We start from the raw sequence: 26,378 nt of genomic DNA on the forward strand, positions 1-26,378 counted from the left end.
GATGTCCCTACGGCTCGGGAAGCCCGGCCCGCAGTCGCGCGAGCGCGTCGGCCGTCACCTCGGCGAGGTCCAGGCCGCCGTCGCTCTCCAGCCACATGAAGACCGCCAGCCTCAACGCGTTGGCTGCCACAACGGCGGTCAGGCGCGGGTACAGATCGCTGCGCGCGTCCGTCCCCGTGCGCTCGGCGATGACCACGGCGAGCTCCTGGCCGAGCCGCTCGAAGATCGCCAGCTGCGAACCCAGCAGAGCCCTGCTCGCCATCACCATCCGTACCTTGACGGCCAGTTGCTCAAGCTGCTCCGGCGGCAGGGAGGCCGAGAACATCAGGGCGTGCCGCAGCGATTCCCACAGCGGTTCACCGGCCGGGCGGGCGCGCAGTCCCTCGGCGATGTACCCCATGCCGTCGACCAACTCGGCGACGATCGCCTCCTCCTTGCCGGAGAAGTAGTTGCGGAAGGTGCGCGGCGACACGTCCGCCGCCTCGGCGATCGCCTCGGCGGTGACGTTCTCCACCCCGCGCTCCAACGCCAGCCGCATCGCCGCGCTCGCCAACGCGGCGCGCGTCCGCGCCTTCTTGCGCTCCCGTAGACCGGTCTCCGTCGCCACGCCCGGACCGTACTCCGACTTGCCGGAAGGGAAAAGATGCCGGGACGGCAAGTTTTTCCGCACGGGCCACCCAGACCCCTCCCCCACTCCCTACGGCACCCTGGAGAGCGCCGATCCGGGTACGGACTCCGCGTCCGCACCGGCGTCCGCCTCCAACTCCCCTGATCTGCACCTGCGTTGGCGATCGACCAACGTCCACACACCCGCCCCGACCGCCGCCACCGCAAGCACCGTCAGCATCCCCGTCGTATGGGACCCCGCACTATCTGCCACCCTGGCCACCGGATTCGGCAACCCCACCCGATCCATCAGCCACCCGACAGCCGCCGTAGCCGTGATCAACGCACCGCCCACCCGCAGCGCGGGCTGCACCCGCAACCTCGCGAGGACCAGCAGCGACGGCAACGCCAGGCAGACCAGCAGGAGTTGGACGAGCTCGATGCCCAGGTTGAAGGCCAGCAGGCTGGTCGCCAACTGGCCTGTGGACAGGCGCATTTCGGCGAGGACGAACGAGAACGCCATGCCGTGCCCCAGGCCGAAGACGCCCGCCACGAGCGCTTCCTTGCCGGGGAACAGAGGGCGGATCGCATGGACCGCGCCCACGAGAATGCTGGCCGCGATGAAGGCCTCGACCGGTCGGCCGGGAATCTCGAAGCGGGTGAGGGCAGTTGCCGCAAGGGCGACGGAGTGGCCGACTGTGAAGGCGAGGGTGATACCGCCGATGCGCCTGAGCGCCGCACGCGGACCGGCCAGCCCCCTCCAGCGTCCACCGACCGCCAACAACGGTGCGGGGAGCAGCAGGATGAGCAGAAACAGCAGATGGTCGGTGCCGGTGAGGATGTGGTTGCCGCCCAGTTCGAGCATGGCGACGAAACCGCGCCAGGCACTCCCCTCACCGAGGTCGACGACCAGCGGTGGAACCTTCATGTGCCGGACATCGAGACGGATGGTGCCCACCTGCGTGGCACCGTCACCCTCGACCCGACCCGCGGCCCAGTCCTGACGAACCGACACCAGCGTTATATGCGTGATCACTTGGTGCACGATCACGTCGTAGCCAAGGATGAAGTGCCGCACATCCGCTCCCGTCGGCGGGGTGAGTACGGCCTTCGCGACCAGCTCGCGGTACGGGCCGGTGGAGGTCTGCTCGGTACGGCTGAGGCTCAGCGCACCGATGGTGACCTGCCACGCCTCACCCTTGAGGGTGGTCGGGCGGATGTGCCCGGCCAGATAGGCACGGATCGCAACGGCCTTACCAGCCAGGGCGGTTGACTTGACCGTGTTGAGATCGATGCCGCTCGCCCGGGAGAAGTCGTCGACCGGCAGCGCCAGCCGCGCGGTCACCGAGGCCTGGTACACGTCGAGTTGGACCACAGAGTGCGGCATCGGGTGCGCGGCGGCCGGCGACGCTCCGAGCAGGAGCGCCGCCGGTACCGCGATCGCGATCCCGGCCACCAGGCGAAGTAGCGCTGTGGTCAGCCAAGTTCGCGGTCGGGTCATGAGAAGGTGAACTCGCTGCCGTAGTCGCGGGTGTGGTCGCGGTACACCGTGTGGTAGTGGACCTTGCCCTGGAAGACCAGGCCGTTCTGGCAGACGAACTCGATCCACACGCCGGGGCCGTCGATGCGGACGTAGTCGCCCTGGGTGTCCAACGCGGTGCCGCCGGAGTAGCCGACGTAGGTCTGGTTCAGCTCATGCTCGTACGTCTTCATGAGCTTCTTCGCGGTGGCGTCGTCCACGTTGGCGATCCAGGGGTGGATGGCCTTCAGGACCAGCTGCTTCTGCTTCGGTGACAGCGAGCTGACCTTGATGCCTTCCTTGGTCGCCGGGAACTGGCCGTCCTGCCCCGGGCCGAGGAGCACATCACTGAACGACTCGGTCAGCTTGGCGGTGGCCAGCTGTTCCGTGCTCAGGCTCCCGGTGAGGGCGAGCATGCCGTTGCGCTGCGCCTCAAGGGGCGAGTACGTGGTGCCGTCGTCGGCGGTCCAGCTGCTGGGCTCGACCCCGACGAAGAACGGACTGGCGCCCGCCACCTTCCCCTTCTTGTAGGTCTCGTTGACGGCGAGGTGGTGCCCGCCGAAGTGCAACTGCCAGGTGCCGTCAACCGAGGGGGTACCGAGGAACGCCAGGAAATAGACGCCGCTTCCGTAGCCGCCCATGCCACCGCCGCCGGCGCCGCCGGAGGGCGGGGTGCCGGTCGGAACGTCGGTCGGAGCATCCGTGGCAGTCGAGCTGGCGGACGGGTCGGCGGAGGCCGTGCTCGACGCGGTGTCCGACGGCGCCGGACCCGCGGAGCTGGTGCTCTGTGCGGCGTTGAGCACGTCGTCGGCCTTGATGATCTGCGTGATCTGGTCGTACCCGGTGCCCTTGCCGGTGCCCGTGGCGAGCTTCACCACCTTCATGGCGGCGGCGAGTTGAGTGTCCGTCAGGGACCCCAGCTGGATGCCGGGACGGCAGGACGAGCCGCACGGGAGGTTCGACCACGCGGTCGCGTTCGCCTGCGAGAAGTCCAGCAGCACCTCCGCCTGCTGGTCGGCGTCCAGCGTGTTCAGGAACGCGTTGGCCGCGCTGACCACGGCACCGACGCCGGTGGCCTTCTTGTCGACCGGCCGCTTGACGCCTGCGGCCGACTTACCACCCTGGCTGTCCGTCGAGGCATTAGCCACGGCGAAACCACCACCGACCAGCACAACCGCCGTAACAGCTCCGGCAATTCCACGCCAGGTCCGTCTCGTACGCACGAGACGGGTTCTTTCTCTACTCACGGACCACTCCTTCAATTCCAGAAAGATGTCCCAGCCGCATGGGCAGCACCCATCGCCGCTCGTCAGCGGTCGCAGGCAGGGGTGAGACACGCAGGGGGCGGCGCCGGTCGGCCGCTCGCGCGATCGTTGGCAAGATTATCGACGTTCTTACCTGAATCTCAATGGATGGTCACGCAGGTAAAATAAGTTTCAGGTTGCACAGCAATACAGCATGAATTCAGAGAATCCACTCAGGCATTTGCCAGTCTATTCTTATCGCCTGAATAGGATTACCTGCTACCAGGAAGCGGCAGCTCGGCGGTGTCGTACTGGCCGTGGCCGGAGCACTCACGGTCGCCTACGTCACCGCCTTCGCCGGCTCCCACCCCCTGGCCAAGAAGATCGGCGCCTGGCCCGCCGTCTTCGGGGTCGCCGGCGCCGTAGCCCTCGCGTCCTGGGCGGTAGCCGACCGGCACGCGTGACTGTCGGCCGCGTACGGCGGCAAGGCGACGTGTCGGGGGGTGTCCGCCCGCAGCGGTCGGCGCTCACCCAGCCGCACTCCCAAGAAACGCCCCCGCGCCGATCCGAGGACGGATACCCCCCGGCGCGGCGCCGACCCACAACGAACCGCAGGCAACCCACAACGCACCCGCACCCAGCCGCAAAGCCGCACCCCCAAACCACCCAGGGGCGCGAGGCTGTGACATCAGCGGCTCCGCCGCGGGGCGCGACCAGCCCCCACCGGACCCGCACCCGAAGACGACGCCTCAGCGCCGATGCCCCAGCACGTTCACCACCCGCCCACCCGGATCCCGCACAAAGAACCGCCGCACCCCCACTCCTCGTCCCGCAACTCCCGCACGATCTCCGCACCGGACGCGACGACCTCCGCCCACACCGCGTCCACGTCCTCGACCTCCACACTCAGGTCGGGAACGACAGGGGCGGTACGTTCCTCCGTGAGAAAGCTGATCTGGGCGGTGGGGTTCGAAGGGGACGCCAGGGTCATCACCCACCCCTGGTTCATGACTTCCTCGAATCCCAGCAACCCATAGAAGTCGGCGTTCGCCGTCATCGAGTCCTCGCCCTCCGCCGCGACCCAGAAGTCGGGGACGATCCTGCGGATGGTCATCAGCTACGGCTCCTCACTATCGGTGGGCGGCGCCGCACAGCACACCATCGGTCGAATCCTCCGCGCCGCGCGGCCGGAAACAGCGTCCCACCGTCGCCGCGACCAGCACCCCCGCCGCGACCACCAGCGTCGCGAACGCCCACGCCAGCGGCTGTTCCGACTCGAACGACACGTACATCTGCACAGCCGGCGGCACCGCCACCACCAATAACGGCCAAGCCAGGTCGTCCCGATGACCGAAGTAGCCCGCCAGAACCACCAGGATCACCCCGAGCGCCACCCCACCACCACCGGACACCTCACCCGCCACCGACACCGGCACCGCTCCCGACGGCACGCAGAAGACATACGCCACCGCCGCACCCCCCGCACCGAGCATCCGGGTCAGCCAGCGTTCCGGCCAGGGGCGCGTCCGCAGGGGGCTCAGCAGCTTCTCGGTCATACGTACGAGGGTTCCCCCACCGCCAGGCCCGCGACAGAGTACGAGTACTCAGATCCCCAGGGTCACGGAGACGCCGGCGCGACTTTCGCGTCAACCGCAGTCAACGGCGTAGCCACATCCTCCAGCGACCGCCCCTCCGCCCGCACCGCCAACACCGCCGCCACCAGCCCCGCCGCACACATCAACCCGGCCCCGATCTGGAAGGCGAGCACCGTGTCCCCCACCTTCCCCGTCCCCGTGAGATCCGCGAACAAGAGCGGCCCGCTGATACCCCCCGCCGCCGTACCCAGCGCGTAGAAGAACGCGATCGACATCGCCCGCGTCTCCATCGGAAAGATCTCCGACACCGTCAGATACGCACTGGACGCACCCGCCGACGCGAAGAACAGCACCGCGCACCAGCACGCCGTCATCGTGGTCGCGCTCAGCGACCCCCGGTCGAACAGCCACGCCGTACCGAACAGCAACAGCCCCGACAGCAGATACGTCGACGAGATCATCACCCGGCGCCCCACCGTGTCGAACAGCCTGCCCAACAACAACGGCCCCATGAAGTTGCCGACCGCGATGACCGCGAAGTAGTAACCGGTGTTGCCCGTAGGCACGTTGAAGAACTTCGTCAGGATCGCGCCGAAGCCGAAGGTGATCGCGTTGTAGAGGAACGCCTGCCCGATGAAGAGCGAGAAACCAAGCGTCGCCCGCTTGGGATAGTCGTGGAAGATCGTGCGGGCGATCTCCGCGAACGAAACACTCCTACGCTGATGGATGGTGATCTCGCCCTCGGCGGGCGGCAGTTCGCGCCCCCGCTCCGCCTCGATCCGGCGCTCGATAGAGGTCACCACCTCGTCCGCCTCCCGGTCCCGCCCATGGATCAGCAGCCACCGCGGACTCTCCGGCACATGCCGCCGTACAAGAAGAATGACCAGCGCGAGCACGGCACCCAACGCGAAGGTCAGCCGCCACCCCACGTCCGCCGCGAAGATGCTCGTGTTCAGCGCGACGATCGACAACAACGACCCGCCCACCGCGCCCACCCAGAAACTGCCGTTGATGATCAGGTCCACGCGGCCCCGGCAGTACGCCGGGATCAGCTCATCGATCGCCGAGTTGATCGCCGCGTACTCGCCACCGATCCCGAAGCCGGTGAGGAAACGGAACGTGAAGAACCACCAGGTGGAGAAGGAGGCCGCAGTGAGAGCCGTCGCCGCCAGATACACCACCAGCGTGATCATGAAGAGCTTCTTACGACCGTAGAGATCGGTCAGACGCCCCCAGAACAGCGCACCCGCGCACGCCCCCGCCACATACAGCGCCGCCGCGATACCGGTGATCTGACCGGAGCTGATCGGCAGCCCGCTGCCGGGCTCGGAGAGGCGCCCCGCGATGTTGCCGACGACCGTGACCTCCAGGCCGTCGAGGATCCACACCGTGCCGAGGCCGATGACGATCGTCCAGTGCCAGCGGGACCACGGAAGGCGGTCGAGCCGGGCCGGGATGGACGAGGTGATCGTCCGACCACCGCCACTCCCACCCGGAGTCTCGGCACCCGCACCCGCACCCGCACCCCCACCCGCACTCTCACTCCCACCCGCACGCGCACTCTCACTCGCACTGGCCATCGGGGTCCCTCCTCGTCGAGCGAACCCCCTCCGGGTGCCCCCGCGAATCGCCCCCTACACCCGCCCCTGCACCCGCCTCCGCACCCCCGCCTACACCCCCACCAGCCGCGTCACCGTATAGATCAACAACCCCACCAACGACCCCACCACCGTGCCGTTGATCCGGATGAACTGCAGGTCACGCCCGATGTTCGCCTCGATCTTCCGTGTCGTGTGCTCGGCGTCCCAGCCCGCCACCGTGTCCGTGATCAGGGAGGTGATCTCCTTGCGGTACGTCGTCACGACGTACACCGCCGCCCCCTCGACCCACCCGTCGACCTTCGCCTGCAGCTTCGGCTCCACGGCCATCCGCGCCCCCAGCGACAGCAACGACGCCCGCACCCGCAGCCGTAGCTCACTGCGCTCGTCCTCCGCGGCCGACACGATCATCGAGCGGACGGACGTCCACGCGCTGGCGATCAGGTCCTGGACCTCGCCGCGGCCGAGGACCTCGCCCTTGAGGCGCTCCACGCGCGCGCGGGTCTCCGTGTCGGACTGGAGGTCGGCCGCGAAGTCGCCGAGGAACCGGTCCAGGGCACCGCGGGCCGGGTGGGAGGGCATGTCACGCATCTCGGTGACGAAGCGCAGCAGCTCCTTGTAGACGCGCTCGCCGATGCGCTTGTCGACGAATCTGGGGGTCCAGCCGGGCGCGCCGCCCTCGACCGCGTCCATGACCTGCTCGTCGTGCAGGACCAGCCAGTCGTGCGCGCGGGCGACGATCAGGTCGACGACCCGCTTGTGACCGCCGTCGGCGACGATCTTCTCCAACGTCTTCCCTATACTGGGCGCGATCTCCTGGGCGTCGGCCCGGCGGGTGATCGCCTCGCCGACGATCGCCTGGACGTCGGAGTCCCGCAGGACCGTGAGCGCGCCCCGGAGCGCCGCCGACAGTTCCGCCGTCACGCGGTCCGCGTGTTCCGGTACGGCGAGCCAGGCGCCGAGGCGGCTGCCGATGCCGACCGCGCGCAGGCGCTGCCGTACGACCTCCTCGGAGAGGAAGTTCTCGCCGACGAACTCGCCCAGGGAGACGCCCAGTTGGTCCTTCTTCGTGGGGATGATCGCGGTGTGCGGGATGGGCAGGCCCAGCGGGTGGCGGAAGAGGGCGGTGACCGCGAACCAGTCGGCCATCGCGCCGACCATGCCCGCCTCGGCCGCCGCCGCGACATAGCCCGCCCAGGGTCCCGCGCCCGAGTGCGACGCCCATTTCGCGAGGACGTAGACGACGGCCACGAAGAGCAGCAGGGCGAGCGCCGTCAGTTTCATCCGGCGGACGCCGCGCTGCCGCTCCTGGTCGGCCGCGCTGAAGGTGGTCATCGTGCGGCGCGACCCGTCACGCTCGGTCGCCGCCCCCAGCCCCGCCTCTGTCCGTTCCATCCGCTCCACCCGTTCGCCGGTACCGTACATATTGTCCCTTCCTGACCGACTCCCGGAACGGGACAGGAGTTCCCACAGTCACCCGATCGGGCAAAATGGCAGGGCCCTGCCACTCACCCGAGGAGATCCGTACCGCGTGACCAAGCGACGTGGTTATGCCCTGCTTACCGCGATCATCACCTTGATCGCGGTCCTTTCGGTCTGCATATACGTCGGGGCCGCCGCGGGCGACGGAAGCCGGGGCGACGACGGGAAGAACTCCGCCGGCTCACGCTCCGGCGGCAACTCCGCCGCCCCCGCCTCGGCCGGCACCTGGGTGGGCGCCTGGGCCGCCGCCCCGGTGCGCGCCGAGACCGGCACGGAGCAGACCGGCATGGCGGGCCGCTCGGTGCGCAACGTCGTGCACACGAGTGCCGGCGGCGCGGGCGCCCGGATCACCCTCTCGAACCTCTACGGCCAGGCCCCGCTCAGCATCACGCACGCCTCGATCGCCGTCGCCGCCGCCCGCAACAGCTCCGCCGCGGCCGCGGGCACCATGCGGCGGCTGACCTTCGGCGGCGGCGCGACCTCGGTCACCGTCCCGGCGGGTGGACAGATCCTCAGCGACGCCGTGCGCCTCCAAGTCCCGGCGGGCGCCGACCTGTTGGTCACCACCTACGCCCCCACCGCGTCGGGGCCGGTCACCTACCACCCGTACGCGCGGCAGATCTCCTATCTCGCCGACGGCGACCACGCCGAGGACGCGACCGGCACGCCGTACCGCGAACGCACCGCGATCTGGCGGTACTTGACGGCCGTGGACGTGCTGAGCGAGCAGGCGAACGGCACGGTCGTGGCGTTCGGCGACTCGATCACCGACGGGTCCACCTCGACGGAGGGCGCCAACCGCCGCTGGCCGGACGCCTTTTCGCAGCGGCTGCGCGCGGCCGTGGCCGCCGGGCAGGACGTGCCGCGCTACAGCGTCGTCAACGAGGGCATCAGCGGCAACCAGATACTCACCAGCCTCGCCGGCCGCCCCGCCGAGAACCAGAGCGGCCTCGTCCGCTTCGGCCGTGACGTGCTGGGCCGCCCGAACGTCAAGGCCGTCGTCATCGACCTCGGCGTCAACGACGTCCTGCACGGCGCCACCGCCGACCGGGTCCTCACCGGCCTGCGCACCCTGGTCCGCCAGGCCCACGCCCACGGCATCAAGGTCATCGGCGCGACCCTGATGCCCTTCGGCGGCCACCCCCGCTACTCGGCGGGCCGCAACGAGGTGCGCCGGCAGGTCAACGCGGCGATCAGGAGCGGCACGGTCTACGACGCCGTCGTCGACTTCGACAAGGCGCTCCGCGATCCGTACGACCCGCGCCGGTTCGCCTCGGAGTACGACTCGGGCGACCATCTCCACCCCAGCGACCGGGGCTACCGGAGGATGGCCGCGACGATCGACCTGGCGGATCTCAAGGGCGCGGTCCCGGCCCAGTTGTAGGTCCGGGCGGTGAGGGGGCGGCTCGGCACCCTCCCGAAAACCTGAGACCTACGGAACTCAGTCCCAGTCCCGGTGCCTGCGCTCCCGCCGGTCCCGGTGCCGCTCGCGGCGCTCCTCGTGCCGTTCCCTGCGCTCCTCGTGCCGGCGCCGGATCGCCTCGCGGTACTCGTCCATGGCCTCGCGGTGGGCGTCGTGCACACCGGACAGCGCGTCGCGGTGGGAGCCGTAGAGCTGCTTGGCGGACGAGCCGCGCTCCAGCTTCTCCTGGCGGCGCTCCTCCTTGAGGCGTTGCCGCTCCGCGCGGGTCACCTTGCGTTCCACGCCGACGCCGCCCCAGAAGGCGAAGCCCGTGAGGATCACGCGCGGGGCGCCCGGGTCGCCCGGCACGCCCTCCTGGCTGTGGTCGAAGGCGCCCATGATGCCGATGCCGCGGACGACGACCTCGACGCCCGGCGGCACGACCACCTGCGCGCCGCCCATGATCGCGATGCAGTTGATCTCGACCTCTCGGTCCGCGAAATTCGCCTCGCGCAGGTCGATCTCGCCACCGCCGAAGAAGGAGAAGCAGGTGAACTTCTTCGGGACCGTCCACCGCCCCTTGCGCTGGAACCCGGACAGGATGGCCACGGCCCAGGTCGAGGACCCCTCGCCGCCGACGATCCGCCCGGCCCAACTCCCGCTGTCCACCGGCTCCTTGACCATGTTCACCCGCGGCGGGGCGACTCCGGGGGCGGGCAGGTCCTGGGTGATGGGGGTGAGTTCGCCGTACGTCCGCGCCTTGTAGGTCGCCTCCAGCCGCTCCTCGAACTCCTCCATGTCGAGGCGGCCCTCCGCGACGGCGTCGCGCAGCACCTCGGCGACTCGCTCACGGTCGGCGTCGGATGCGCGGAGCTCCGGGACTGCGTCGTCGGTCATACGGAGCAGCCTACGAGGTCACTTCCTGAAGGGCTACGACACCGCTTTCTCCGCCTGCTCGGCGTACATCTTCGCGATGACCGCCTCGATGTCCGGCTCCCGCACCGACAGGTCCACCATCGGGTACTCCGCCGCGATCCGGGCGACCAGCGGAGCCGCCGACTCCGACGCCGGGAACGCCAGCCACTGCCTCGGGCCCTCCACCTTCACGACCCGCGCGTCCGGCACCTCGATCGGGGGCAACTCCCGCTCCAGGTCCACCACCAGCGTCCGCTCGCTCTCCCCCGCCTCGTGCAGCCCGACGAGCGGGCCGTCGTACATCAGGCGCCCGTGGTCGATGACCATCACGCGCGAGCAGAGCTGCTCGATGTCCTGGAGGTCGTGGGTGGTGAGGAGGACCGTGGTGCCCTGCTCGGCGTTCAACTCCCGCAGGAACTCCCGGACCTTGGCCTTGGAGATGACGTCCAGGCCGATGGTCGGCTCGTCGAGGTAGAGCACCTCGGGGTCGTGCAGCAGGGCCGCCGCGATGTCGCCGCGCATCCGCTGGCCGAGGGACAGTTGGCGTACGGGGACGTCCAACAGGGCGCCCAGTTCGAGGAGTTCGACACAGCGGTCGAGGTTCTCGGTGTAACGGGCGTCCGGGATGCGGTACATGCGGTGCATCAGGTTGTACGAGTCGATCAGCGGGAGGTCCCACCAGAGCGTGGTCCGCTGGCCGAAGACCACGCCGATGCGGTGCGCGAGCCGGGTGCGCTCGCGGGACGGGTCGATGCCGGCGACCCGCAGCCGGCCCCCGGACGGGGTGAGGATTCCCGTCAGCATCTTGATGGTTGTGGACTTCCCGGCGCCGTTCGGGCCGATGTAGCCGACCATCTCGCCGCGTGCCACGGTGAAGGAGATCGAGTCGACGGCCCGCACCTGGCGCCGCTCCCGTTTCATGAACCCGGTCTTCTTGCGCACGTCGAAGACCTTCTCGACGCGGTCCAGTTCGATGAACGCCTGCTCTGTCACCGTCAACTCCCAGTGCTTCGGTACGACTTGAGCCCGGCGCGCCAGGCCAGTCCGGCCAGCGCGCAGAAGGCGAGTGCCACCAGCGGGGAGGCGAACTCCGCGCCCGGTGGCAGGTCCAGCGGGTACGGCCGCCCCAACACATAGGAGGCGGGCACCCAGTTGACGAAGGCGAGCGGCAGCATGAAGGTCACGCCCCGCACGAAGTCCTTGCCGAACACGGCCGGCGGATACTGCAGCAGCGTGGTGCCGCCGTAGGTGAACGCGTTCTGCACCTCGGCCGCGTCCTGCGCCAGGATCTGGAAGGCCGCGCCCGCCACGAACAGCGCCCCGAAGATCGCCGCGCCGCAGAGCAGCATCACCGGCACCAACAGCAGCTTCCCCACGGTCCAGTTGACGTCGATGTGGAGCAGCGCGTACCCGAGCACCAGCGCGCCCTGGGTGATCCGGCCCAGCCGGCGCAGCGCGAACCGGTCGGCGCCGATCTGGGCCAGCACCGGCGCGGGGCGTACGAGGAGGGTGTCGAAGGAGCCGTCGCGGATGCGGGCGCCGAGCACGTCCATCGAGCCGAGCACCAGGTCGGAGATGCCGAACGCGGTCGCCGACAGGCCGTAGAGGAAGGCGACTTCGGGCAGGGACCAGCCGCCCAGCGAGTGGACCTGCGAGAACATCAGCAGGATCGTGACGAAGTCCAGGCCGGTCACCAGCAGGTTGCCGAACACCGTGATGACGAAGGATGCGCGGTAGGTCATGCTCGACCGGATCCACATCCCGGCGATCATCCCGTAGGCACGCAACCCCTCGCGCCAGCGCGGCAGTTCGCCCAGCGGGTACTCACTCGTTCGGGTCGTCTCAGCCACCCTGCACCACCACTCTCCGCGTCGCCGCCGACTGCATCAGCCGCCCCGCCGTGAGCAGCGCCACCGCCCAGGCCGCCTGGAAGGCGTACGCGTGCAGCGGATCCGTCTTCCCCATCAGCACGTCCGCCGGCATCTGGATCTGCGCCGCCCACGGCAGCGCGCGGACGATGTCGCCGAGCGCGCCCGGGAAGGCGTTCAGCGGAAGCACCATGCCCGAGCAGAAGATCCCCAGGATCATCGTGGCCTGGTTGACGCCCGTGCCGTCCATCAGCCAGAACACGCTCAGGGCCGCGAGGTAGCGGAGGCCGAAGCTGACGAGGATCGCCAGCAGCAACGCGACCAGGAGAGCCGCCCAGGACATCACGTCCGTGGGAAGCGCCATCGGGAAGAACAACGCGCCGAACACGAACGGGATCACGCCCCGCCCCAGCATCTGGAACATGGCCCGCCCGAAGTCGCTTGCCAGCCACCACAGTTGGAGGTCGGCGGGCCGGTAGAGGTCGACGGCGATGTCCCCGGTCCTGATCCGCTCCATCAGGTCCTTCTCGAACCCGCCGCCCTGGATCGCCAGCGTCGCGTACAGACACTGCCCCAGCCACACGTACGTCACCGCCTGCGCCTGGTCGTACCCCCCGAGATGCGGGCGCTCGTCCCACAGCGCCAGATACGTGTAGACGAGGACGACACCGAAGACCGTGTTGGTGAAGACCCCGGCGAGCGTCGCCGCCCGGTACGTCGCGTACCGCCTGAAACCCCCCGCCGCGACGGCCGCGTACAACCGCCCAGCGCCCACAGAAACCACCCTCCACCGCCTCTTGACACCGAAGCGCAGGAGCCTAGTCCGCAGGTGGTGACGCACGCCACGCATTTTCCGGGCAAGTGCGTGCCGATGGGCGGGAACGGAACGCATGGTGCGAGAGTCTTCGTCTGGGGGCGCAGAAGCGCACAAGGCCGTACAGGAACGTACGAGGCAGTGCGGGACGGTACGACGCGAAACAGGAGTCCGTGCACGACATGAGCGACCAGCCGCAGCCGCAGCAGCCGAACCAGGGCTGGGCACCGAGAGAGCCGGAAGCGGCCGCCGCACCCGAGGCCCCTGGGGCGTCCGGGGCGGCCGGGGGCGAGAAGCCCAAGAAGGCCAAGCGGCCCAAGCGCACCGGGTGGCGGCGGGCGATCCCGACCTGGCGGATGACGCTCGTCGGGTTCATCGGGCTCGTGGCAGTGCTGATCGGCGCGTTCTTCCTCGGCTACTCGCTGGTCAAGATCCCGCCCGCCAACGCCCTCGCGATGAAGCAGTCCAACGTGTACCTCTACGCGGACGGCTCCCAACTCGCCCGCGACGGCGAGGTCAACCGCGAGAACGTGAGCCTCGCCCAGGTCTCGGCGAACGCCCAGCACGCCGTACTGGCCGCCGAGGACCGGGACTTCTACTCCGAGTCCGCCGTCGACCCCAAGGCGATGGTCCGCGCCGCGTGGAACACCGCGACCGGCAAGGGCACCCAGTCCGGCTCCACGATCACCCAGCAGTACGTCAAGAACTACTACCTGGGCCAGGAACAGACCGTCACCCGCAAGGTGAAGGAGTTCTTCATCTCGATCAAGCTGGACCGCGAGGAGTCCAAGGCCGAGATCCTGGAGGGCTACCTCAACACCAGCTACTTCGGCCGCAACGCGTACGGCATCCAGGCCGCCGCCCAGGCCTACTACGGCAAGGACGCCGCCGACCTCGACGCCGGCCGCGGCGCCTACCTCGCCGCGCTGCTGAACGCGCCGAGCGAGTACGACGTCGTGGCGCATCCGGAGAACAAGGCCGCCGCGGTGGCCCGTTGGAACTACGTCCTCGACGGCATGGTCAAGAAGGGCTGGCTCACCCAGTCCGCGCGCGCCGGCATGAAGTTCCCCATGCCGAAGGAGGCGACGGCCTCAACGAGCATGTCCGGACAGCGTGGTTACATCGTCGGCGCGATCAAGGACTACCTCACCACGAACAAGATCATCGACGCGGACACCCTCGAAGCCGGCGGCTACCGCATCACCACCACGCTCCAGAAGAGCAAGCAGGACGCCTTCGTCAAGGCCGTGAACGACCAGGTCATGTCCAAGCTCGACAAGAAGAGCCGCAAGGTCGACAACTACGTGCGCGCGGGCGGGGCTTCGGTCGATCCCAAGACCGGAAACATCGTCGCGATGTACGGCGGCATCGACTACGTGAAGCAGTACACGAACGGCGCGACCCGCGGCGACTTCCAAGTCGGCTCCACCTTCAAGCCGTTCGTCCTCACCTCGGCCATCCAGAACGACTCGCAGACCCAGGACGGCCAGACCATCACGCCCAACACCTACTACGACGGCACCAACAAGCGCCCCGTGGAAGGCTGGAGCGGCGGCTCGTACGCGCCGGAGAACGAGGACGAGGTCTCCTACGGCGACATCACCGTCCGTACGGCGACCGACAAGTCCGTCAACTCGGTGTACGCGCAGATGGCGGTCGACGTGGGCCCCACGAAGGTCAAGCAGACCGCCATCGACCTCGGCATCCCGTCCGACACCCCCGACCTGACCGCCACCCCGTCGATCGCGCTCGGCCCGTCCACCGCGAGCGTCCTCGACATGGCGGAGGCGTACGCCACCATCGCCAACCACGGTCAGCGGCACACGTACACGATGATCTCGAAGATCACCAAGGACGGCACGAACGACATCAAGCTGCCGGAGAACAAGACGACCCGCGCGGTGAGCCGCGAGGCCGCCGACACCACCACCTCGGTCCTGCAGAGCGTCGTCGACAACGGCACGGCCACCGCCGCCCAAGGCGCCGACCGCCCCGCGGCCGGCAAGACCGGCACAGCTGAGGAGGACACGGCGGCCTGGTTCGCGGGCTACACCCCCGACCTCGCCACCGTCGTCTCGGTCATGGGCCAGGACCCGACCACCGCCGCCCACAAGTCGCTCTACGGCGCGATGGGCCTCCCCCGGATCAACGGCGGCGGGGCGCCCGCCGAGATCTGGGCCCAGTACACCAAGTCCGCCCTCAAGGGCACCGAGGCGAGCGACTTCGACCTCCAGCTCCAGGACGGCGCCGAGACCGTCGCACCCCCGAGCCTCCAGCCCAGCCAGCCGGCGACGACGGGCAACCAGGACAACGGCGGCACGACCACCACCGGCGGTCAGGGCGACCAGGGCGGCACGCGGGGCGGCCAGACGGACGGCGGCACGACCACCACCGGCGGCGACACCACGACGACCGGCGGCACGACGGGCACGACCACGGACGGCGGGACCACGACCACGGGCGGCACGACGACCGACGGCGGCACCACGACCACCGGCGGCACCACGGGCACGACCACGGACGGCGGGACCACGACGACAGGCGGCACGACGGGGACGACGACGGACGGCACCACCGGTGGCACGACGACCGGTGGGACGACGGCGGGCCCGCAGAGCACGGGCCGCAAGAAGGAGTGACCAACTCCCCCGGCTAGTGACCGGAGGTCGCCTTCAGCCCCACGACGGCGACCAGCAGCAGACACACGAAGAAGATCCGGGCGGCGGTGGCAGGCTCCCCCAGCACCACCATGCCGAGCACCGCCGCCCCGGCCGCGCCGATCCCGACGCACACGCCGTAGGCGGTACCGATGGGCAGCGACTTCGCGGCGTACGAGAGCAACAGCATGCTGGCGACGATCCCGGCACCGGTGAACACGCTGGGGACGAGCCGCGTGAACCCGTCGGTGTACTTCATCCCGATCGACCAGCCGACTTCGAGCAGACCGGCGACGACAAGCAGAACCCAGGCCATGACAGGCACCTCCGAGACGTACGTACTGAACGGGGGTGCGTCGTCTTTCCGTGTCGCTGCCCCGGTACGGCGCGTCTCGTCGGGCTCCTTTCCAACGTAGCAAAGGAACGGCAAAAGGAGCTGGTGACGATGGTCACCAGCCCCTTAGAGCCTTGCTGCTACAGGTACAGGTACAGGTCCTACAGATACAGACCGGTCGAGTCCTCGGACCCCTCGAACCGGTCGGCGGCGACGGCGTGCAGGTCCCGCTCGCGCATGAGGACGTAGGCGACCCCGCGCACCTCGACCTCGGCGCGGTCCTCGGGGTCGTAGAGAACCCGGTCGCCGGGCTCCACGGTCCGCACGTTCTGCCCTACGGCGACCACGTCGGCCCAGGCCAGTCGGCGCCCCACGGCCGCCGTCGCGGGGATCAGGATCCCGCCACCCGAACGCCGCTCGCCCTCGCTCTTGTCCTGCCGCACGAGCACACGGTCGTGCAGCATCCGGATGGGCAGCTTGTCGTGCTGGGTGCTCTGCTCGTCTCTCTTGGCGCTCACGCCCACGAACCTACCTGCCCAGGACCCGTCCGTACGCGGCCGGGTGGCCCACGGTTTCAGCCCTTACGACCGCTACGACGCCGGGACCCGAGGACGAACAGCCCCACGACCCCGACAGCGACGAGGGCGACAGGAACGATCCGCTCGACGCGCGGCGCGCCCTCTTCGTCCACGAACTGACCCTTGACGTCACCGACGACCCGGTTGACGCCGACGTACGCCCTGCCGAGGGTGTGGTCGATGCTGGACGCGACCTTGGCCTTCGCGTCACCCACGATCGTCTTCGGGTGCACCCGCACCCCGATCTCGTCGAGCGTGTCGGCGAGGACATCGCGGCGACGCTTGATGTCCGCCTCGATCTGCGCCGGGGTTCTGGTGTCCGGCGTGTTCGACGTGTCCGTCACCGTACGGCCTCCGAAGTCTGCTGGTACTTGTGCCGGACAGTCTGTCAGCTCTCGCGCGGAGTGCACTGTCAGCACCCCCGGTTACGCTAGCGCGATGAGTGAACGACTCCAGCCCGGGGACGTTGCCCCCGCCTTCACGCTCCCCGACGCCGACGGCAACGAGGTGTCCCTCGCCGACCACAAGGGCCGCAAGGTCATCGTCTACTTCTACCCGGCGGCCCTGACCCCCGGCTGCACCAAGCAGGCCTGCGACTTCACGGACAACCTGGAGCTGCTGACGGGCGCCGGTTACGACGTCATCGGCATCTCCCCCGACCAGCCGGAGAAGCTCGCCAAGTTCCGCGAGAAGGAGAACCTCAAGGTCACCCTCCTCGCGGACCCCGACAAGAAGACCCTCGACGCGTACGCGGCCTTCGGCGAGAAGAAGAACTACGGCAAGACCTACCTGGGCGTGATCCGCTCCACGATCATCGTGGACGAGTCCGGCAAGGTGGAGCACGCGCTGTACAACGTCCGGGCGACGGGCCACGTGGCGAAGATCATCAAGGACCTGGGGATCTAGCCAGCCCTTCCGTTCCCCGTTCCGTACCCGAACGAGATCCACACGTCAGGAGGCAGGTCGGCCCGCCCCGGCACCGGCCTGCGCTCCTCGGTCCAGCCTTCCGGGGCAAGCTCGTCGCCCACCCGCCGCCAGAACGCCACGGCCCCCGGATTGGCATCCTGGAACGCGACCTCCCAACTCCCCGGATACTGCGCGACAACATCCCGCGCGGCCCGCATCCCGACCCCGGCCCGCCGGGCACCGCGCACGACGAAGAAACTGTTGAGCACGCGGGTGGCGGAGTTGACCCCCCGCACGAACGCGAACCCGACGGGACACTCCCCACTCCAGAAGAGATACGGCGCCCAGTCCCCGCCCCCCTCGCCGAACGCCGCATCCACCCGCTCACTCCGGAACGTCCCGTCGGGCTTGGGCAGTTGAGCCTGCCCGCCGATCCCGATCCCGGACAGATCATGCCGAAACATCAGCCAGAGCCGCTCGACGGTGGGGCGGTCGGCGAGGGTGGCTGGTCGTACATCTACTGCTACTTCTGCTGCTCCCACAAAAGAGGTCATGAAAAAAGCCTCCCGAGCGGACAAGAGTCCGCGCCCGGAGGCTTCAACGACCGACAGGCTATCAACTGCTTTACGTTTCAGGAGTGACTGTTCGAAATGCCTCTCGTTACTCCATTCGAGACCACGAACGTGTGGTCGAGATCGGAGGGAAACGGTGGGAGTCAGCGCGTATTCGCGGGAGCGGCTGGAAGAGGCGGCTCAGGGGGCTCGGACGTTGTCCGAGGCGTTGGTGAGGTTGGGGGTGGATCCGGGGAGTTCGACCCGGCGCTATGTCCTTGGGCGGATGAAGAAGCTGGGGGTGGATGTCTCGCACTTCGAGCGCGAGGGCGTGAAGTGGACGAAGGAGATCCTCCAGGCGGCGGTTTCGGCGTCGACGAACATGTGCGACGTGCTGCGGCGTCTCGGGCTGGAGGTCGTGGGCGGACACCACACGCACATCAGCCGTCGTATCAAGGCGTACGACATCGACATCTCGCATTTTCGGGGGCCGACCCGGCGGGGTGAAACCCGGCGCCCCCGGACACCTGAGGGACTGCTCGTCGAGCAGCCGACCGGTCAGGCTCGGCGCATCCCGAGCGATCGGCTCAAGTGGGCGATGAAGGCATCGGGAATGCAGGAGCGGTGCGCTCTGTGCGGGGCGGAAGCGGTCTGGCGAGGGCATCCGCTCCCGCTGGAGGTCGATCACATCGATGGCAACTGGCGCGACGACCGCATCGAGAACCTGCGGTTCCTGTGCCCCAACTGCCACTCGACGACGGACAGTTATCGAGGACGTGGAAAGGGACGCGGCAAAGGCGGCACGTCATGAGCAGCGGTGTGCAGTACACCCGCGAGCGACTGGCCGAAGCCGCCGCACGCTGCTCCGACATCGACGAGGTCATCGCTTTCTTCGGGACGCAGCCCTATGGCAACCTTCGCCGCCATCTCTTTGGGCGCTTCGACCACTTCGGAATAGATGTCTCCCACATGCCGCGCCAGAGACGATCGAACGCGGCACCACCCAAACCGGCCACCGATGAACTGCGCCGCGCCGTCGCGGGAGCCACATCCATCGCGGACACGCTTCGTGCGCTGGGGATGGAGCCGTACAACAGCCGGCTGCGCACGCTGCTCCGCGAATGGCTGACGGAAGACGGCCTCGACACCTCCCACTTTCTGGGACAGGCGCACCAGCGAGGACGGTCAGGCGGTGTGCTTCTTCGGAGCGCCGAAAACATCCTCGTCCAGCACGACGGCAATCGCCGAACGAGAACCCACCTGCTCCGTCGGGCGCTCCTGGAGGTAGGTACACCAGAGGTGTGCGCCGAATGCGGGATCGGGCCCGAGTGGCTCGGCAAGCCCATGACGCTGGAGGTCGATCACATCAACGGGGACTGGAGCGACGACCGGCGCGAGAACCTCCGGCTGCTCTGCCCCAACTGCCACGCGATCACCAGCACCTGGTGCAGAGGTGGGAGCCGCAGTCGGGCACATCCCCGGTAGCATGGTCGGGCACGCGGCCGTTGCTGAATGGTATAAGCAGAGGTTTTAGGTGCCTCGGGGCATTTGCCCATGTGGGTTCGACTCCCATCGGCCGCACGCCCGGAGGGGCCGTCCGCAAGGACGGCCCCTCCTTCGTCTCAGCCCAACAACTCCCGAACCACCGGCACCAACGCCCGAAACGCCTTCCCTCGATGGCTGATCGCGTTCTTCTCGTCGGCCGTCAGTTCCGCGCAGGTCCGCGTCTCCCCCTCCGGCTGGAGGATCGGGTCGTAGCCGAAGCCGTTCGTGCCGACCGGGGTGTGGCGGAGCAGCCCCCGCAACTGCCCCTCGACCACCCGTTCCGTGCCGTCCGGCAACGCCAGGGCCGCCGCGCACGCGAAGTGCGCTCCCCTGTGCTCGTCCGCGATGTCCGACAACTGGGCCAACAGCAAGGCCAAGTTGGCCTTGTCGTCGCCGTGCTTACCCGACCACCTCGCCGAGAAGATGCCCGGCGCGCCGTTCAGGACGTCCACGCAGAGGCCCGAGTCGTCCGCCACCGCCGGGAGGCCCGTTGCCTGGGCCAGGGCGTGGGCCTTCAGGAGGGCGTTCTCCGCGAAGGTCACGCCCGTTTCCTTGACGTCGGGGATGTCGGGGTAGGACTCCGCACCGACGAGGTCGTGGGGCAGGGCCGCGGCGGTGAGGATCGACCTCAGTTCGGTGATTTTGCCGGCGTTGCGGGTGGCGAGGATCAGGCGTGTCATGGCGTCCAGTATCCCAACCCCCACCCCGCACCTACGACGTGCAGACCTTCGTCAGTTCGCCCGCCGCGTCCGTCACCGGGCTGATGTCAGGCGTGTTGTCGCCGTTCTTGACCGCCGTACGGACGTTGTCGACGGCCGTCCTCAAGTGGTCCACCGCCTTGTTGACGTCGGCGTTGTCGGTCTTGTCGCCGATCTTGTCGAGGTCCTTCTCGATGGAGTTGAGGGACTGGTCGGTCTGGGTGGGGTCGTTGGCCGCGTTCTCCACCGCCTGCTGGAGGCCGGTGACGCTGTCGGCGATGGTGTCGGCGGTCTGGACGCAGTCGATGGCCTTGTCGACGGCGTCGCAGCCGGTGGCGAGCCCGGCGGTCAGGCCGATCACCGCCACGGTGGCGGCTATGGCGATACGGCGTCGACTGCTGCGGCTTCGTCCGCTTCGTCGGCTTGCGGCCATGGTTCGGTGCCTCCCCCTGGGGTGGGCCTGGGCGGCCGTCCCCGTTTCCGTTCCGTATGCGTAGGGACGCGGGGGCGGGCCGCCGGGTTGACCCCGCAGCCCGCCTCTCTTGGTGCGCCCTTTACTTGACCGTGCCAGCCTCTTACTTCTCCAGCGCGGCCTCAAGTGCCTTTCGCTGTACGGCGGTCAGCTCGTCGCAGCCGGCGACCGCGAGGTCGAGGAGGGCGTTGAGCTCGTCGCGCGCGAAGGGCTCCGCCTCGGCGGTGCCCTGGACCTCGACGAAGCGGCCGTCGCCGGTGCAGACGACGTTCATGTCGGTCTCGGCGCGGACGTCCTCCTCGTAGCAGAGGTCCAGGAGGGGGACTCCGCCCACGATGCCGACCGACACGGCGCTCACCGTGCCGGTGAGCGGCTGGCGGCCGGCCTTGATGAGCTTCTTGCCCTGGGCCCAGGTGACCGCGTCCGCCAGCGCGACGTACGCGCCGGTGATGGCCGCCGTACGGGTGCCGCCGTCGGCCTGCAACACATCGCAGTCGAGGACGATCGTGTTCTCGCCCAGGGCCTTGTAGTCGATGACCGCGCGCAGGGAGCGGCCGATGAGGCGGCTGATCTCGTGGGTGCGGCCGCCGATCTTGCCGCGGACGGACTCGCGGTCGCCGCGGGTGTTGGTGGCGCGGGGCAGCATGGAGTACTCCGCGGTGACCCAGCCCTCGCCGCTGCCCTTGCGCCAGCGGGGGACGCCTTCGGTGACGGAGGCGGTGCAGAAGACCTTCGTGTCGCCGAAGGAGACGAGGACGGAGCCCTCGGCGTGCTTGCTCCAGCCGCGTTCGATGGTGACGGGGCGGAGCTGTTCGGGGGTGCGGCCGTCGATTCGAGACATGGCGAAGAGCCTAGTGGTAGGTCCGGCCCGCACAGAGGGGAAGGGGCTCCTCCCGCGGTGGGAAGAGCCCCTCAGTGCGTGACGCCGTAGGTGAAGCCGGAGTCGGCGCTCGGGTCAAAGCCGGGAACGATCCCCGCGCTTCACATCATGTCTTCGATGTCCGCCGCGATCGGGTCCGCGTCCGTGCCGATGACGACCTGGACGGCCGTGCCCATCTTGACGACGCCGTGGGCGCCGGCGGCCTTCAGGGCGGCGTCGTCGACGAGGGCCGGGTCCTTGACCTCGGTGCGCAGGCGGGTGATGCAGCCCTCGACCTCTTCGATGTTGTCGATCCCGCCCAGCCCGGCAACGATCTTCTCAGCCTTGGTGGCCATGTTGTTCTCTCCCTGATCCGAACCGCTTTGTCGCAGTAACCCACAGTTGGCCCAGCTTCGCGAGCGGTCATGTCGTGCGTGCCGAATGATGGTGACGATCACGTCGCCAACTGGTCTACACCACATTACCGAGGGGCGTCCATGAGTGCCGACAGTGCCGCCGCCCGTCCTGGGCGGACCCTTTGGGGCAGCCTGTTCCAGGGGCTGCAGAAGATGGGCCGCAGTCTTCAACTCCCCATCGCCGTACTGCCGGCGGCCGGCATCCTCAACCGGCTCGGGCAGCCGGACGTGTTCGGGGACGACGGCCTGGGGTGGACCAATGTCTCGAAGGTGATGGCGGGCGCCGGCGGGGCGCTGCTCGACGGGCAGCTCGGGCTGCCGCTGCTGTTCTGCGTGGGTGTCGCGATCGGGATGGCGAAGAAGTCGGACGGGTCGACGGCGCTGGCCGGAGTCGTCGGCTTCCTCGTCTACTACAACGTGCTGCGCCAGTTCCCGAAGGACTGCACGGGCGCCACGACGGTGGTGCCGGGCATCGGCTGCCAGGCCCTCGATCACTCGGTCTCGGCGTTCACGTACCAGAATCCCGGGGTGTTCGGCGGGATCGTGCTGGGGCTGCTGACCGCGTTCTTCTGGGTGCGGTTCCACCGTACGAAGCTGGTGGACTGGCTCGGCTTCTTCAACGGCCGCCGTCTCGTCCCGATCATCATGTCGTTCGTGGCGATCGCGGTGGCGGCGATCGCGCTGTGGGTCTGGCCGCCGATCGGCACCGGCCTTGAGCACTTCAGCGACTGGCTGAGCGCGCGGGGTGCGCTGGGTGCCGGGGTGTTCGGTCTGGCCAACCGGGCGCTGCTGGTCGTAGGGCTGCATCAGTTCCTGAACGTGCCCATCTGGTTCCAGTTCGGGAGCTACACGAAGCCGGACGGGACCGTGGTGCACGGTGACATCAACATGTTCCTGGCGGGTGACCCGAACGCGGGGCAGTTCACCTCGGGGTTCTTCCCGATCATGATGTTCGCGCTGCCGGCGGCGGCGCTCGCGATCGCACACTGCGCGAAGCCGAGCCGCCGCAAGGAGGTGAGCGGCCTGATGCTCTCGGTCGCGCTGACCTCGTTCGTGACCGGCATCACCGAGCCCATCGAGTACTCGTTCCTGTTCATCGCGCCCCTCCTCTACGCGGTCCACGCGGTGCTGACCGGGGTGTCGATGGCGGTGACCTGGGGGCTCGGGGTGCACGACGGTTTCAGCTTCTCCGCCGGTCTGATCGACTACGCGATCAACTGGAATCTGGCGACGAAACCGTGGGCGATCATTCCGATCGGGCTGTGCTTCGCGGCGGTGTACTACGTCGTCTTCCGTTTCGCGATCACGAAGTTCGACCTGAAGACACCGGGGCGGGAGCCGGAGGACGAACGCGAGGACGTCACGAAGGCCTGACGGAACAGGCAGGCGCAGTACGCGAGTTGGCCCCCGGACCAGCGGTCCGGGGGCCTTTTGGCGTGCCCCTCGGGGATTGCCTCGCCGTGTACGTCGCGTAGCGCTTCGGTCGCAGATTCAGCGGGTTCCTTTATGCGGACTTCATCTGCTACAACAGGTCTACACCACTGAGTGGTGTAGACCACCACCCGATGGAGGAAGTCCATGAGCACTGCCACCGCGCCAACGGCGGCACCCACGAAGAAGTGGGGATCCGGCCTGTTCCAGGGCCTGCAGAAGATCGGTCGCAGCCTACAGCTCCCGATCGCTGTGCTTCCGGCGGCGGGCATCCTGCTCCGGTTCGGCCAGGCCGACATCCACGACAAGCTGCACCTGCCGGACAAGGTGACGGCCGTCTTCGCCACCGCCGGTGGCGCGATCTTCGACAACCTGCCGCTGCTGTTCTGCATAGGTGTCGCGATCGGCTTCGCCAAGAAGTCCGACGGCTCCACCGCGCTGGCGGCGCTTGTCGGCTTCCTCGTCTACAGCAATGTGCTCAAGGCCTTCCCCGTCACCGAGGCGCAGATCCTGAAGGGCGCCGACGTACCGGCGACCTACAACAACCCCGGTGTCCTCGGCGGCATCATCATGGGTCTGCTCTCCGCGGTGCTGTGGCAGAAGTTCCACCGGACCAAGCTGGTCGACTGGCTCGGCTTCTTCAACGGCCGCCGGCTCGTCCCGATCATCATGGCGTTCGTCGGCACGCTCATGGGTGTCTTCTTCGGCCTGATCTGGAAGCCGATCGGCGAGGGCATCTCGAACTTCGGTGAGTGGATCACCGGTCTCGGCGCGTTCGGTGCCGGTCTGTTCGGTCTGATCAACCGCGGTCTGATCCCGGTCGGCATGCACCAGTTCGTCAACTCGGTGGCCTGGTTCCAGATCGGCGACTTCACCAAGCCGGACGGGACGGTCGTGCACGGCGACCTCACCCGCTTCTTCGCCCACGACCCGACCGCCGGACAGTTCATGTCGGGCTTCTTCCCGATCATGATGTTCGGCCTCCCGGCCGCCGCGCTCGCCATCGCGCACACCGCCCGCCCCGAGCGCCGCAAGGCCGTGACCGGCATGATGATCTCGCTCGCGCTGACGTCCTTCGTGACCGGTGTGACCGAGCCCATCGAGTTCTCGTTCATGTTCATCGCCCCGGTCCTCTACGCGATCCACGCGGTGCTGACCGCCCTGTCCATGGCGATCACCTGGGCCCTCGGCGTCCACGCGGGCTTCACCTTCTCCGCGGGCTTCATCGACTACGCCCTCAACTGGAACCTCGCCACCAAGCCCTGGCTGATCATCCCGATCGGTCTGGTCTTCGGCGCGATCTACTACTTCGTCTTCCGCTTCGCCATCACGAAGTGGAACCTCCCCACCCCGGGCCGCGAGCCCGAGGAGGAGGTCGAGGACCTCACCAAGGCGTGATCCTCGTACGGCCATGACGAAGGCCCCGGCACCTAGAAGGTGCCGGGGCCTTCGCGTACGCGGGACTAGATCTCGTACGACGCTCTCGGCGCCGCCAGTTCCACCGGCCCGGCATAGACCTCGCGCGCGTCGGCCAGGTTGGCCTGGGGGTCGGTCCACGGGGGGATGTGGGTGAGGACCAGGCGGCGGACGCCGGCGCGGGTGGCCGTCTCACCGGCCTCGCGGCCGTTGAGGTGGAGGTCCGGGATGTTCTCCTTGCCGTGCGTGAACGCGGCCTCGCACAGGAACAGGTCGGTGTCCCGGGCGAGTTCGTCCAGCGACTCGCTGACTCCCGTGTCGCCGGAGTACGTCAGGGACCGCCCGCCGTGTTCGACGCGGATGCCGTACGCCTCGACGGGGTGGCGGACCCGCTCGGTGTGCACGGTGAAGGGGCCGACGTCGAACGTGGACGGCTTCACCGTGTGGAAGTCGAAGACCTCGCTCATGGAGGAGGCGGTGGGGGTGTCGGCGTAGGCCGTGGTCAGACGGTGCTCGGTGCCTTCGGGGCCGTAGACCGGGATGGGGTCGCAGCGGCCGCCGTCGTGGCGGTAGTAGCGCGCGACGAAGTACGCGCACATGTCGATGCAGTGGTCGGCGTGCAGATGGCTGAGGAAGATCGCGTCGAGGTCGTAGAGACCGCAGTGGCGCTGCAGCTCGCCAAGGGCGCCGTTGCCCATGTCGAGGAGCAGCCGGAAGCCGTCGGCCTCTACGAGGTAGCTCGAACAGGCCGATTCCGCGGACGGGAACGACCCCGAGCAGCCGACGACGGTGAGCTTCATAAAGCAGAAACCTCCGCTGGCGGGAACTTCTGGAGTTGGGTGACGGGGGTCGTGCGGTCCGTCGAGCGTAAGGCGCAAAAGGGCCGGTCGCTCCTCCGCCAAGGGCTGTTGTGGGGGAACTCACCTGTGGTGTCACCGGTTCGGCTGGAACCGGGGCGCGTGGGGTCTGTAAGAGGGCGCGCGGCTTGGATTGCGCGCCGGTACGGTCGTTCGTATGAACACGTACTGGTGGCTCGCGCTTGCGGTGGTGGTGTTGCTGGCGCTGGTCGCGACGCTGGTCGACGGGTGGGGGCGGGGGTCGTCCCGACGGGTTCGGGGGGATCGGCCTCGGCCCGCGGAGATCTGGTGGGCGAACGTGCCCTATGAGGATCAACCCGGGGCTGCGAAGGATCGGCCTTGTCTGGTGCTGGCGGTGCGGGGGCGGAAGGTCACCGTCGCGAAGATCACCAGTAAGTATCACGATGGGCGGGGTGGGGTGATTCCCTTGCCGCCGGGGGCCGTTGGCGATTCTCGGGGGCGGGCCAGCTATCTGGAGACCGACGAGTTGCGGAAGGTAGCTGTGTCCGACTTCCGGCGGAGGGTTGGGGTGGTGGACCCGGTCCTGTGGGATCAGGTCCGTCACCTCAGCGGATGAAGGTTGTTCTTTGACTGCCGGCCCGGTGGGGGCTGGGC

The 26,378-nt window shown here is 68.6% G+C and carries 28 protein-coding genes, 1 tRNA gene, 1 pseudogene and 1 riboswitch; of the genes and pseudogenes, 10 read left to right on the forward strand and 20 right to left on the reverse strand.

The genetic code is table 11. The features are described from left to right. Nucleotides 1-7: 7 nt before the first annotated feature. From R2B38_RS14250 to R2B38_RS14260, 3 genes are all read right to left on the reverse strand, one after another. A complete protein-coding gene (locus R2B38_RS14250; protein WP_318016573.1) occupies nt 8-607 on the reverse strand; it encodes a TetR/AcrR family transcriptional regulator in 600 nt (199 codons plus the stop codon). Between the two features lie 90 nt (nt 608-697). Continuing rightward, nucleotides 698-2,107, reverse strand: a complete 1,410-nt coding sequence (locus R2B38_RS14255) for a HupE/UreJ family protein (protein WP_318016574.1) — start codon at nt 2,105-2,107, stop codon at nt 698-700. Beyond that, the gene (locus R2B38_RS14260) at nt 2,104-3,273 is read right to left on the reverse strand and encodes a DUF3500 domain-containing protein (RefSeq protein ID WP_318016575.1); all 1,170 of its coding nucleotides are present in this window, start codon (nt 3,271-3,273) and stop codon (nt 2,104-2,106) included. The genes R2B38_RS14255 and R2B38_RS14260 overlap by 4 nt, the downstream gene beginning before the upstream one ends. Nucleotides 3,274-3,635: 362 nt before the next feature. Here R2B38_RS14260 and R2B38_RS14265 point away from each other — a divergent pair, with 362 nt between their 5' ends. Then, nucleotides 3,636-3,833: a hypothetical protein gene (locus R2B38_RS14265; protein ID WP_411978568.1), complete on the forward strand. Its 198-nt coding sequence runs from the start codon at nt 3,636-3,638 to the stop codon at nt 3,831-3,833. A gap of 285 nt (nt 3,834-4,118) precedes the next feature. Here the strand turns inward: R2B38_RS14265 and R2B38_RS14270 are convergent. The 4 genes and pseudogenes from R2B38_RS14270 to R2B38_RS14285 form a co-directional block, all read right to left on the reverse strand. Continuing rightward, a pseudogene (locus tag R2B38_RS14270) lies at nt 4,119-4,483 on the reverse strand (VOC family protein). A gap of 16 nt (nt 4,484-4,499) precedes the next feature. Then, nucleotides 4,500-4,925, reverse strand: coding sequence for a hypothetical protein (locus tag R2B38_RS14275; protein WP_318016576.1), 426 nt, complete (start codon nt 4,923-4,925; stop codon nt 4,500-4,502). Between the two features lie 62 nt (nt 4,926-4,987). Beyond that, a complete protein-coding gene (locus R2B38_RS14280; RefSeq protein WP_318016577.1) occupies nt 4,988-6,544 on the reverse strand; it encodes an MFS transporter in 1,557 nt (518 codons plus the stop codon). Between the two features lie 90 nt (nt 6,545-6,634). Further along, complete coding sequence (locus R2B38_RS14285) at nt 6,635-7,987, reverse strand: DUF445 domain-containing protein (protein WP_318016578.1); 1,353 nt, start codon at nt 7,985-7,987, stop codon at nt 6,635-6,637. A 106-nt stretch (nt 7,988-8,093) separates the two neighbouring features. Between R2B38_RS14285 and R2B38_RS14290 the strand changes: the two genes are divergently transcribed. Further along, a complete protein-coding gene (locus R2B38_RS14290) occupies nt 8,094-9,428 on the forward strand; it encodes an SGNH/GDSL hydrolase family protein (RefSeq protein ID WP_318016579.1) in 1,335 nt (444 codons plus the stop codon). A gap of 57 nt (nt 9,429-9,485) precedes the next feature. Here the strand turns inward: R2B38_RS14290 and R2B38_RS14295 are convergent, their stop codons facing one another. From R2B38_RS14295 to R2B38_RS14310, 4 genes are all read right to left on the reverse strand, one after another. Continuing rightward, nucleotides 9,486-10,343 carry a DUF1707 domain-containing protein gene (locus R2B38_RS14295; protein ID WP_318016580.1) on the reverse strand — a complete coding sequence of 286 codons (858 nt, stop codon included), beginning with the start codon at nt 10,341-10,343 and terminating at the stop codon, nt 9,486-9,488. Nucleotides 10,344-10,376: 33 nt separating this feature from the next. After that, the gene (locus R2B38_RS14300) at nt 10,377-11,354 is read right to left on the reverse strand and encodes an ABC transporter ATP-binding protein (RefSeq protein ID WP_318016581.1); all 978 of its coding nucleotides are present in this window, start codon (nt 11,352-11,354) and stop codon (nt 10,377-10,379) included. 2 nt (nt 11,355-11,356) lie between these two features. Next, nucleotides 11,357-12,133, reverse strand: a complete 777-nt coding sequence (locus R2B38_RS14305) for an ABC transporter permease (protein ID WP_318021679.1) — start codon at nt 12,131-12,133, stop codon at nt 11,357-11,359. A 70-nt stretch (nt 12,134-12,203) separates the two neighbouring features. Then, the gene (locus R2B38_RS14310) at nt 12,204-13,004 is read right to left on the reverse strand and encodes an ABC transporter permease (protein WP_318016582.1); all 801 of its coding nucleotides are present in this window, start codon (nt 13,002-13,004) and stop codon (nt 12,204-12,206) included. A 221-nt stretch (nt 13,005-13,225) separates the two neighbouring features. On the opposite strand from R2B38_RS14310, the gene R2B38_RS14315 reads away from it, so the two are divergent. Continuing rightward, a complete protein-coding gene (locus R2B38_RS14315) occupies nt 13,226-15,682 on the forward strand; it encodes a transglycosylase domain-containing protein (protein WP_318016583.1) in 2,457 nt (818 codons plus the stop codon). Nucleotides 15,683-15,695: 13 nt separating this feature from the next. Here R2B38_RS14315 and R2B38_RS14320 read toward each other — a convergent pair whose 3' ends face one another. The 3 genes from R2B38_RS14320 to R2B38_RS14330 form a co-directional block, all read right to left on the reverse strand. After that, entirely contained in the window at nt 15,696-16,016 is a 321-nt protein-coding gene (locus R2B38_RS14320; protein ID WP_318016584.1) for a DMT family transporter, read from the reverse strand. Between the two features lie 34 nt (nt 16,017-16,050). Further along, nucleotides 16,051-16,127: riboswitch (guanidine-III (ykkC-III) riboswitch) on the reverse strand. Nucleotides 16,128-16,195: 68 nt separating this feature from the next. After that, nucleotides 16,196-16,552, reverse strand: a complete 357-nt coding sequence (locus tag R2B38_RS14325) for a GroES family chaperonin (RefSeq protein WP_026150372.1) — start codon at nt 16,550-16,552, stop codon at nt 16,196-16,198. A 56-nt stretch (nt 16,553-16,608) separates the two neighbouring features. After that, entirely contained in the window at nt 16,609-16,956 is a 348-nt protein-coding gene (locus tag R2B38_RS14330) for a DUF3618 domain-containing protein (protein ID WP_033286056.1), read from the reverse strand. Between the two features lie 94 nt (nt 16,957-17,050). Here R2B38_RS14330 and bcp point away from each other — a divergent pair, with 94 nt between their 5' ends. Beyond that, nucleotides 17,051-17,518: a thioredoxin-dependent thiol peroxidase gene (gene bcp, locus R2B38_RS14335; protein ID WP_318016585.1), complete on the forward strand. Its 468-nt coding sequence runs from the start codon at nt 17,051-17,053 to the stop codon at nt 17,516-17,518. On the opposite strand, the gene R2B38_RS14340 is transcribed toward bcp, so the two are convergent. Beyond that, a complete protein-coding gene (locus R2B38_RS14340; RefSeq protein WP_318016586.1) occupies nt 17,515-18,072 on the reverse strand; it encodes a GNAT family N-acetyltransferase in 558 nt (185 codons plus the stop codon). The two genes, bcp and R2B38_RS14340, sit on opposite strands and share 4 nt — an antisense overlap. 154 nt (nt 18,073-18,226) lie before the next feature. Between R2B38_RS14340 and R2B38_RS14345 the strand changes: the two genes are divergently transcribed. From R2B38_RS14345 to R2B38_RS14355, 3 genes are all read left to right on the forward strand, one after another. Further along, nucleotides 18,227-18,880: an HNH endonuclease signature motif containing protein gene (locus tag R2B38_RS14345; protein WP_318016587.1), complete on the forward strand. Its 654-nt coding sequence runs from the start codon at nt 18,227-18,229 to the stop codon at nt 18,878-18,880. Next, nucleotides 18,877-19,554 carry an HNH endonuclease signature motif containing protein gene (locus R2B38_RS14350; RefSeq protein ID WP_318016588.1) on the forward strand — a complete coding sequence of 226 codons (678 nt, stop codon included), beginning with the start codon at nt 18,877-18,879 and terminating at the stop codon, nt 19,552-19,554. The genes R2B38_RS14345 and R2B38_RS14350 overlap by 4 nt, the downstream gene beginning before the upstream one ends. Nucleotides 19,555-19,567: 13 nt before the next feature. Further along, a tRNA-Leu gene (locus R2B38_RS14355) sits at nt 19,568-19,650 on the forward strand. A gap of 41 nt (nt 19,651-19,691) precedes the next feature. On the opposite strand, the gene rdgB is transcribed toward R2B38_RS14355, so the two are convergent. From rdgB to R2B38_RS14375, 4 genes are all read right to left on the reverse strand, one after another. After that, nucleotides 19,692-20,294 (reverse strand): RdgB/HAM1 family non-canonical purine NTP pyrophosphatase, encoded by a 603-nt coding sequence (gene rdgB, locus R2B38_RS14360; protein WP_318016589.1) that lies wholly within the window; start codon nt 20,292-20,294, stop codon nt 19,692-19,694. Nucleotides 20,295-20,325: 31 nt separating this feature from the next. Further along, nucleotides 20,326-20,745 (reverse strand): hypothetical protein, encoded by a 420-nt coding sequence (locus R2B38_RS14365; protein WP_318016590.1) that lies wholly within the window; start codon nt 20,743-20,745, stop codon nt 20,326-20,328. A gap of 142 nt (nt 20,746-20,887) precedes the next feature. Continuing rightward, on the reverse strand, nt 20,888-21,625 hold the full coding sequence (gene rph / locus R2B38_RS14370) for a ribonuclease PH (RefSeq protein WP_019056710.1): 738 nt from the start codon (nt 21,623-21,625) through the stop codon (nt 20,888-20,890). Between the two features lie 140 nt (nt 21,626-21,765). Beyond that, nucleotides 21,766-22,125, reverse strand: coding sequence for a PTS glucose/sucrose transporter subunit IIB (locus R2B38_RS14375; RefSeq protein WP_318016591.1), 360 nt, complete (start codon nt 22,123-22,125; stop codon nt 21,766-21,768). A 15-nt stretch (nt 22,126-22,140) separates the two neighbouring features. On the opposite strand from R2B38_RS14375, the gene R2B38_RS14380 reads away from it, so the two are divergent. Both R2B38_RS14380 and R2B38_RS14385 read left to right on the forward strand, forming a co-directional pair. Beyond that, the gene (locus R2B38_RS14380) at nt 22,141-23,433 is read left to right on the forward strand and encodes a PTS transporter subunit EIIC (protein ID WP_318016592.1); all 1,293 of its coding nucleotides are present in this window, start codon (nt 22,141-22,143) and stop codon (nt 23,431-23,433) included. A 204-nt stretch (nt 23,434-23,637) separates the two neighbouring features. Next, nucleotides 23,638-24,888, forward strand: coding sequence for a PTS transporter subunit EIIC (locus R2B38_RS14385; RefSeq protein ID WP_318016593.1), 1,251 nt, complete (start codon nt 23,638-23,640; stop codon nt 24,886-24,888). Between the two features lie 65 nt (nt 24,889-24,953). On the opposite strand, the gene R2B38_RS14390 is transcribed toward R2B38_RS14385, so the two are convergent. Further along, entirely contained in the window at nt 24,954-25,706 is a 753-nt protein-coding gene (locus R2B38_RS14390) for an MBL fold metallo-hydrolase (RefSeq protein ID WP_033286049.1), read from the reverse strand. A gap of 214 nt (nt 25,707-25,920) precedes the next feature. Between R2B38_RS14390 and R2B38_RS14395 the strand changes: the two genes are divergently transcribed. Further along, entirely contained in the window at nt 25,921-26,340 is a 420-nt protein-coding gene (locus tag R2B38_RS14395) for a type II toxin-antitoxin system PemK/MazF family toxin (protein ID WP_318016594.1), read from the forward strand. Nucleotides 26,341-26,378 lie beyond the last annotated feature (38 nt).

Source organism: Streptomyces sp. N50, from assembly GCF_033335955.1.
Taxonomy (GTDB): domain Bacteria; phylum Actinomycetota; class Actinomycetes; order Streptomycetales; family Streptomycetaceae; genus Streptomyces.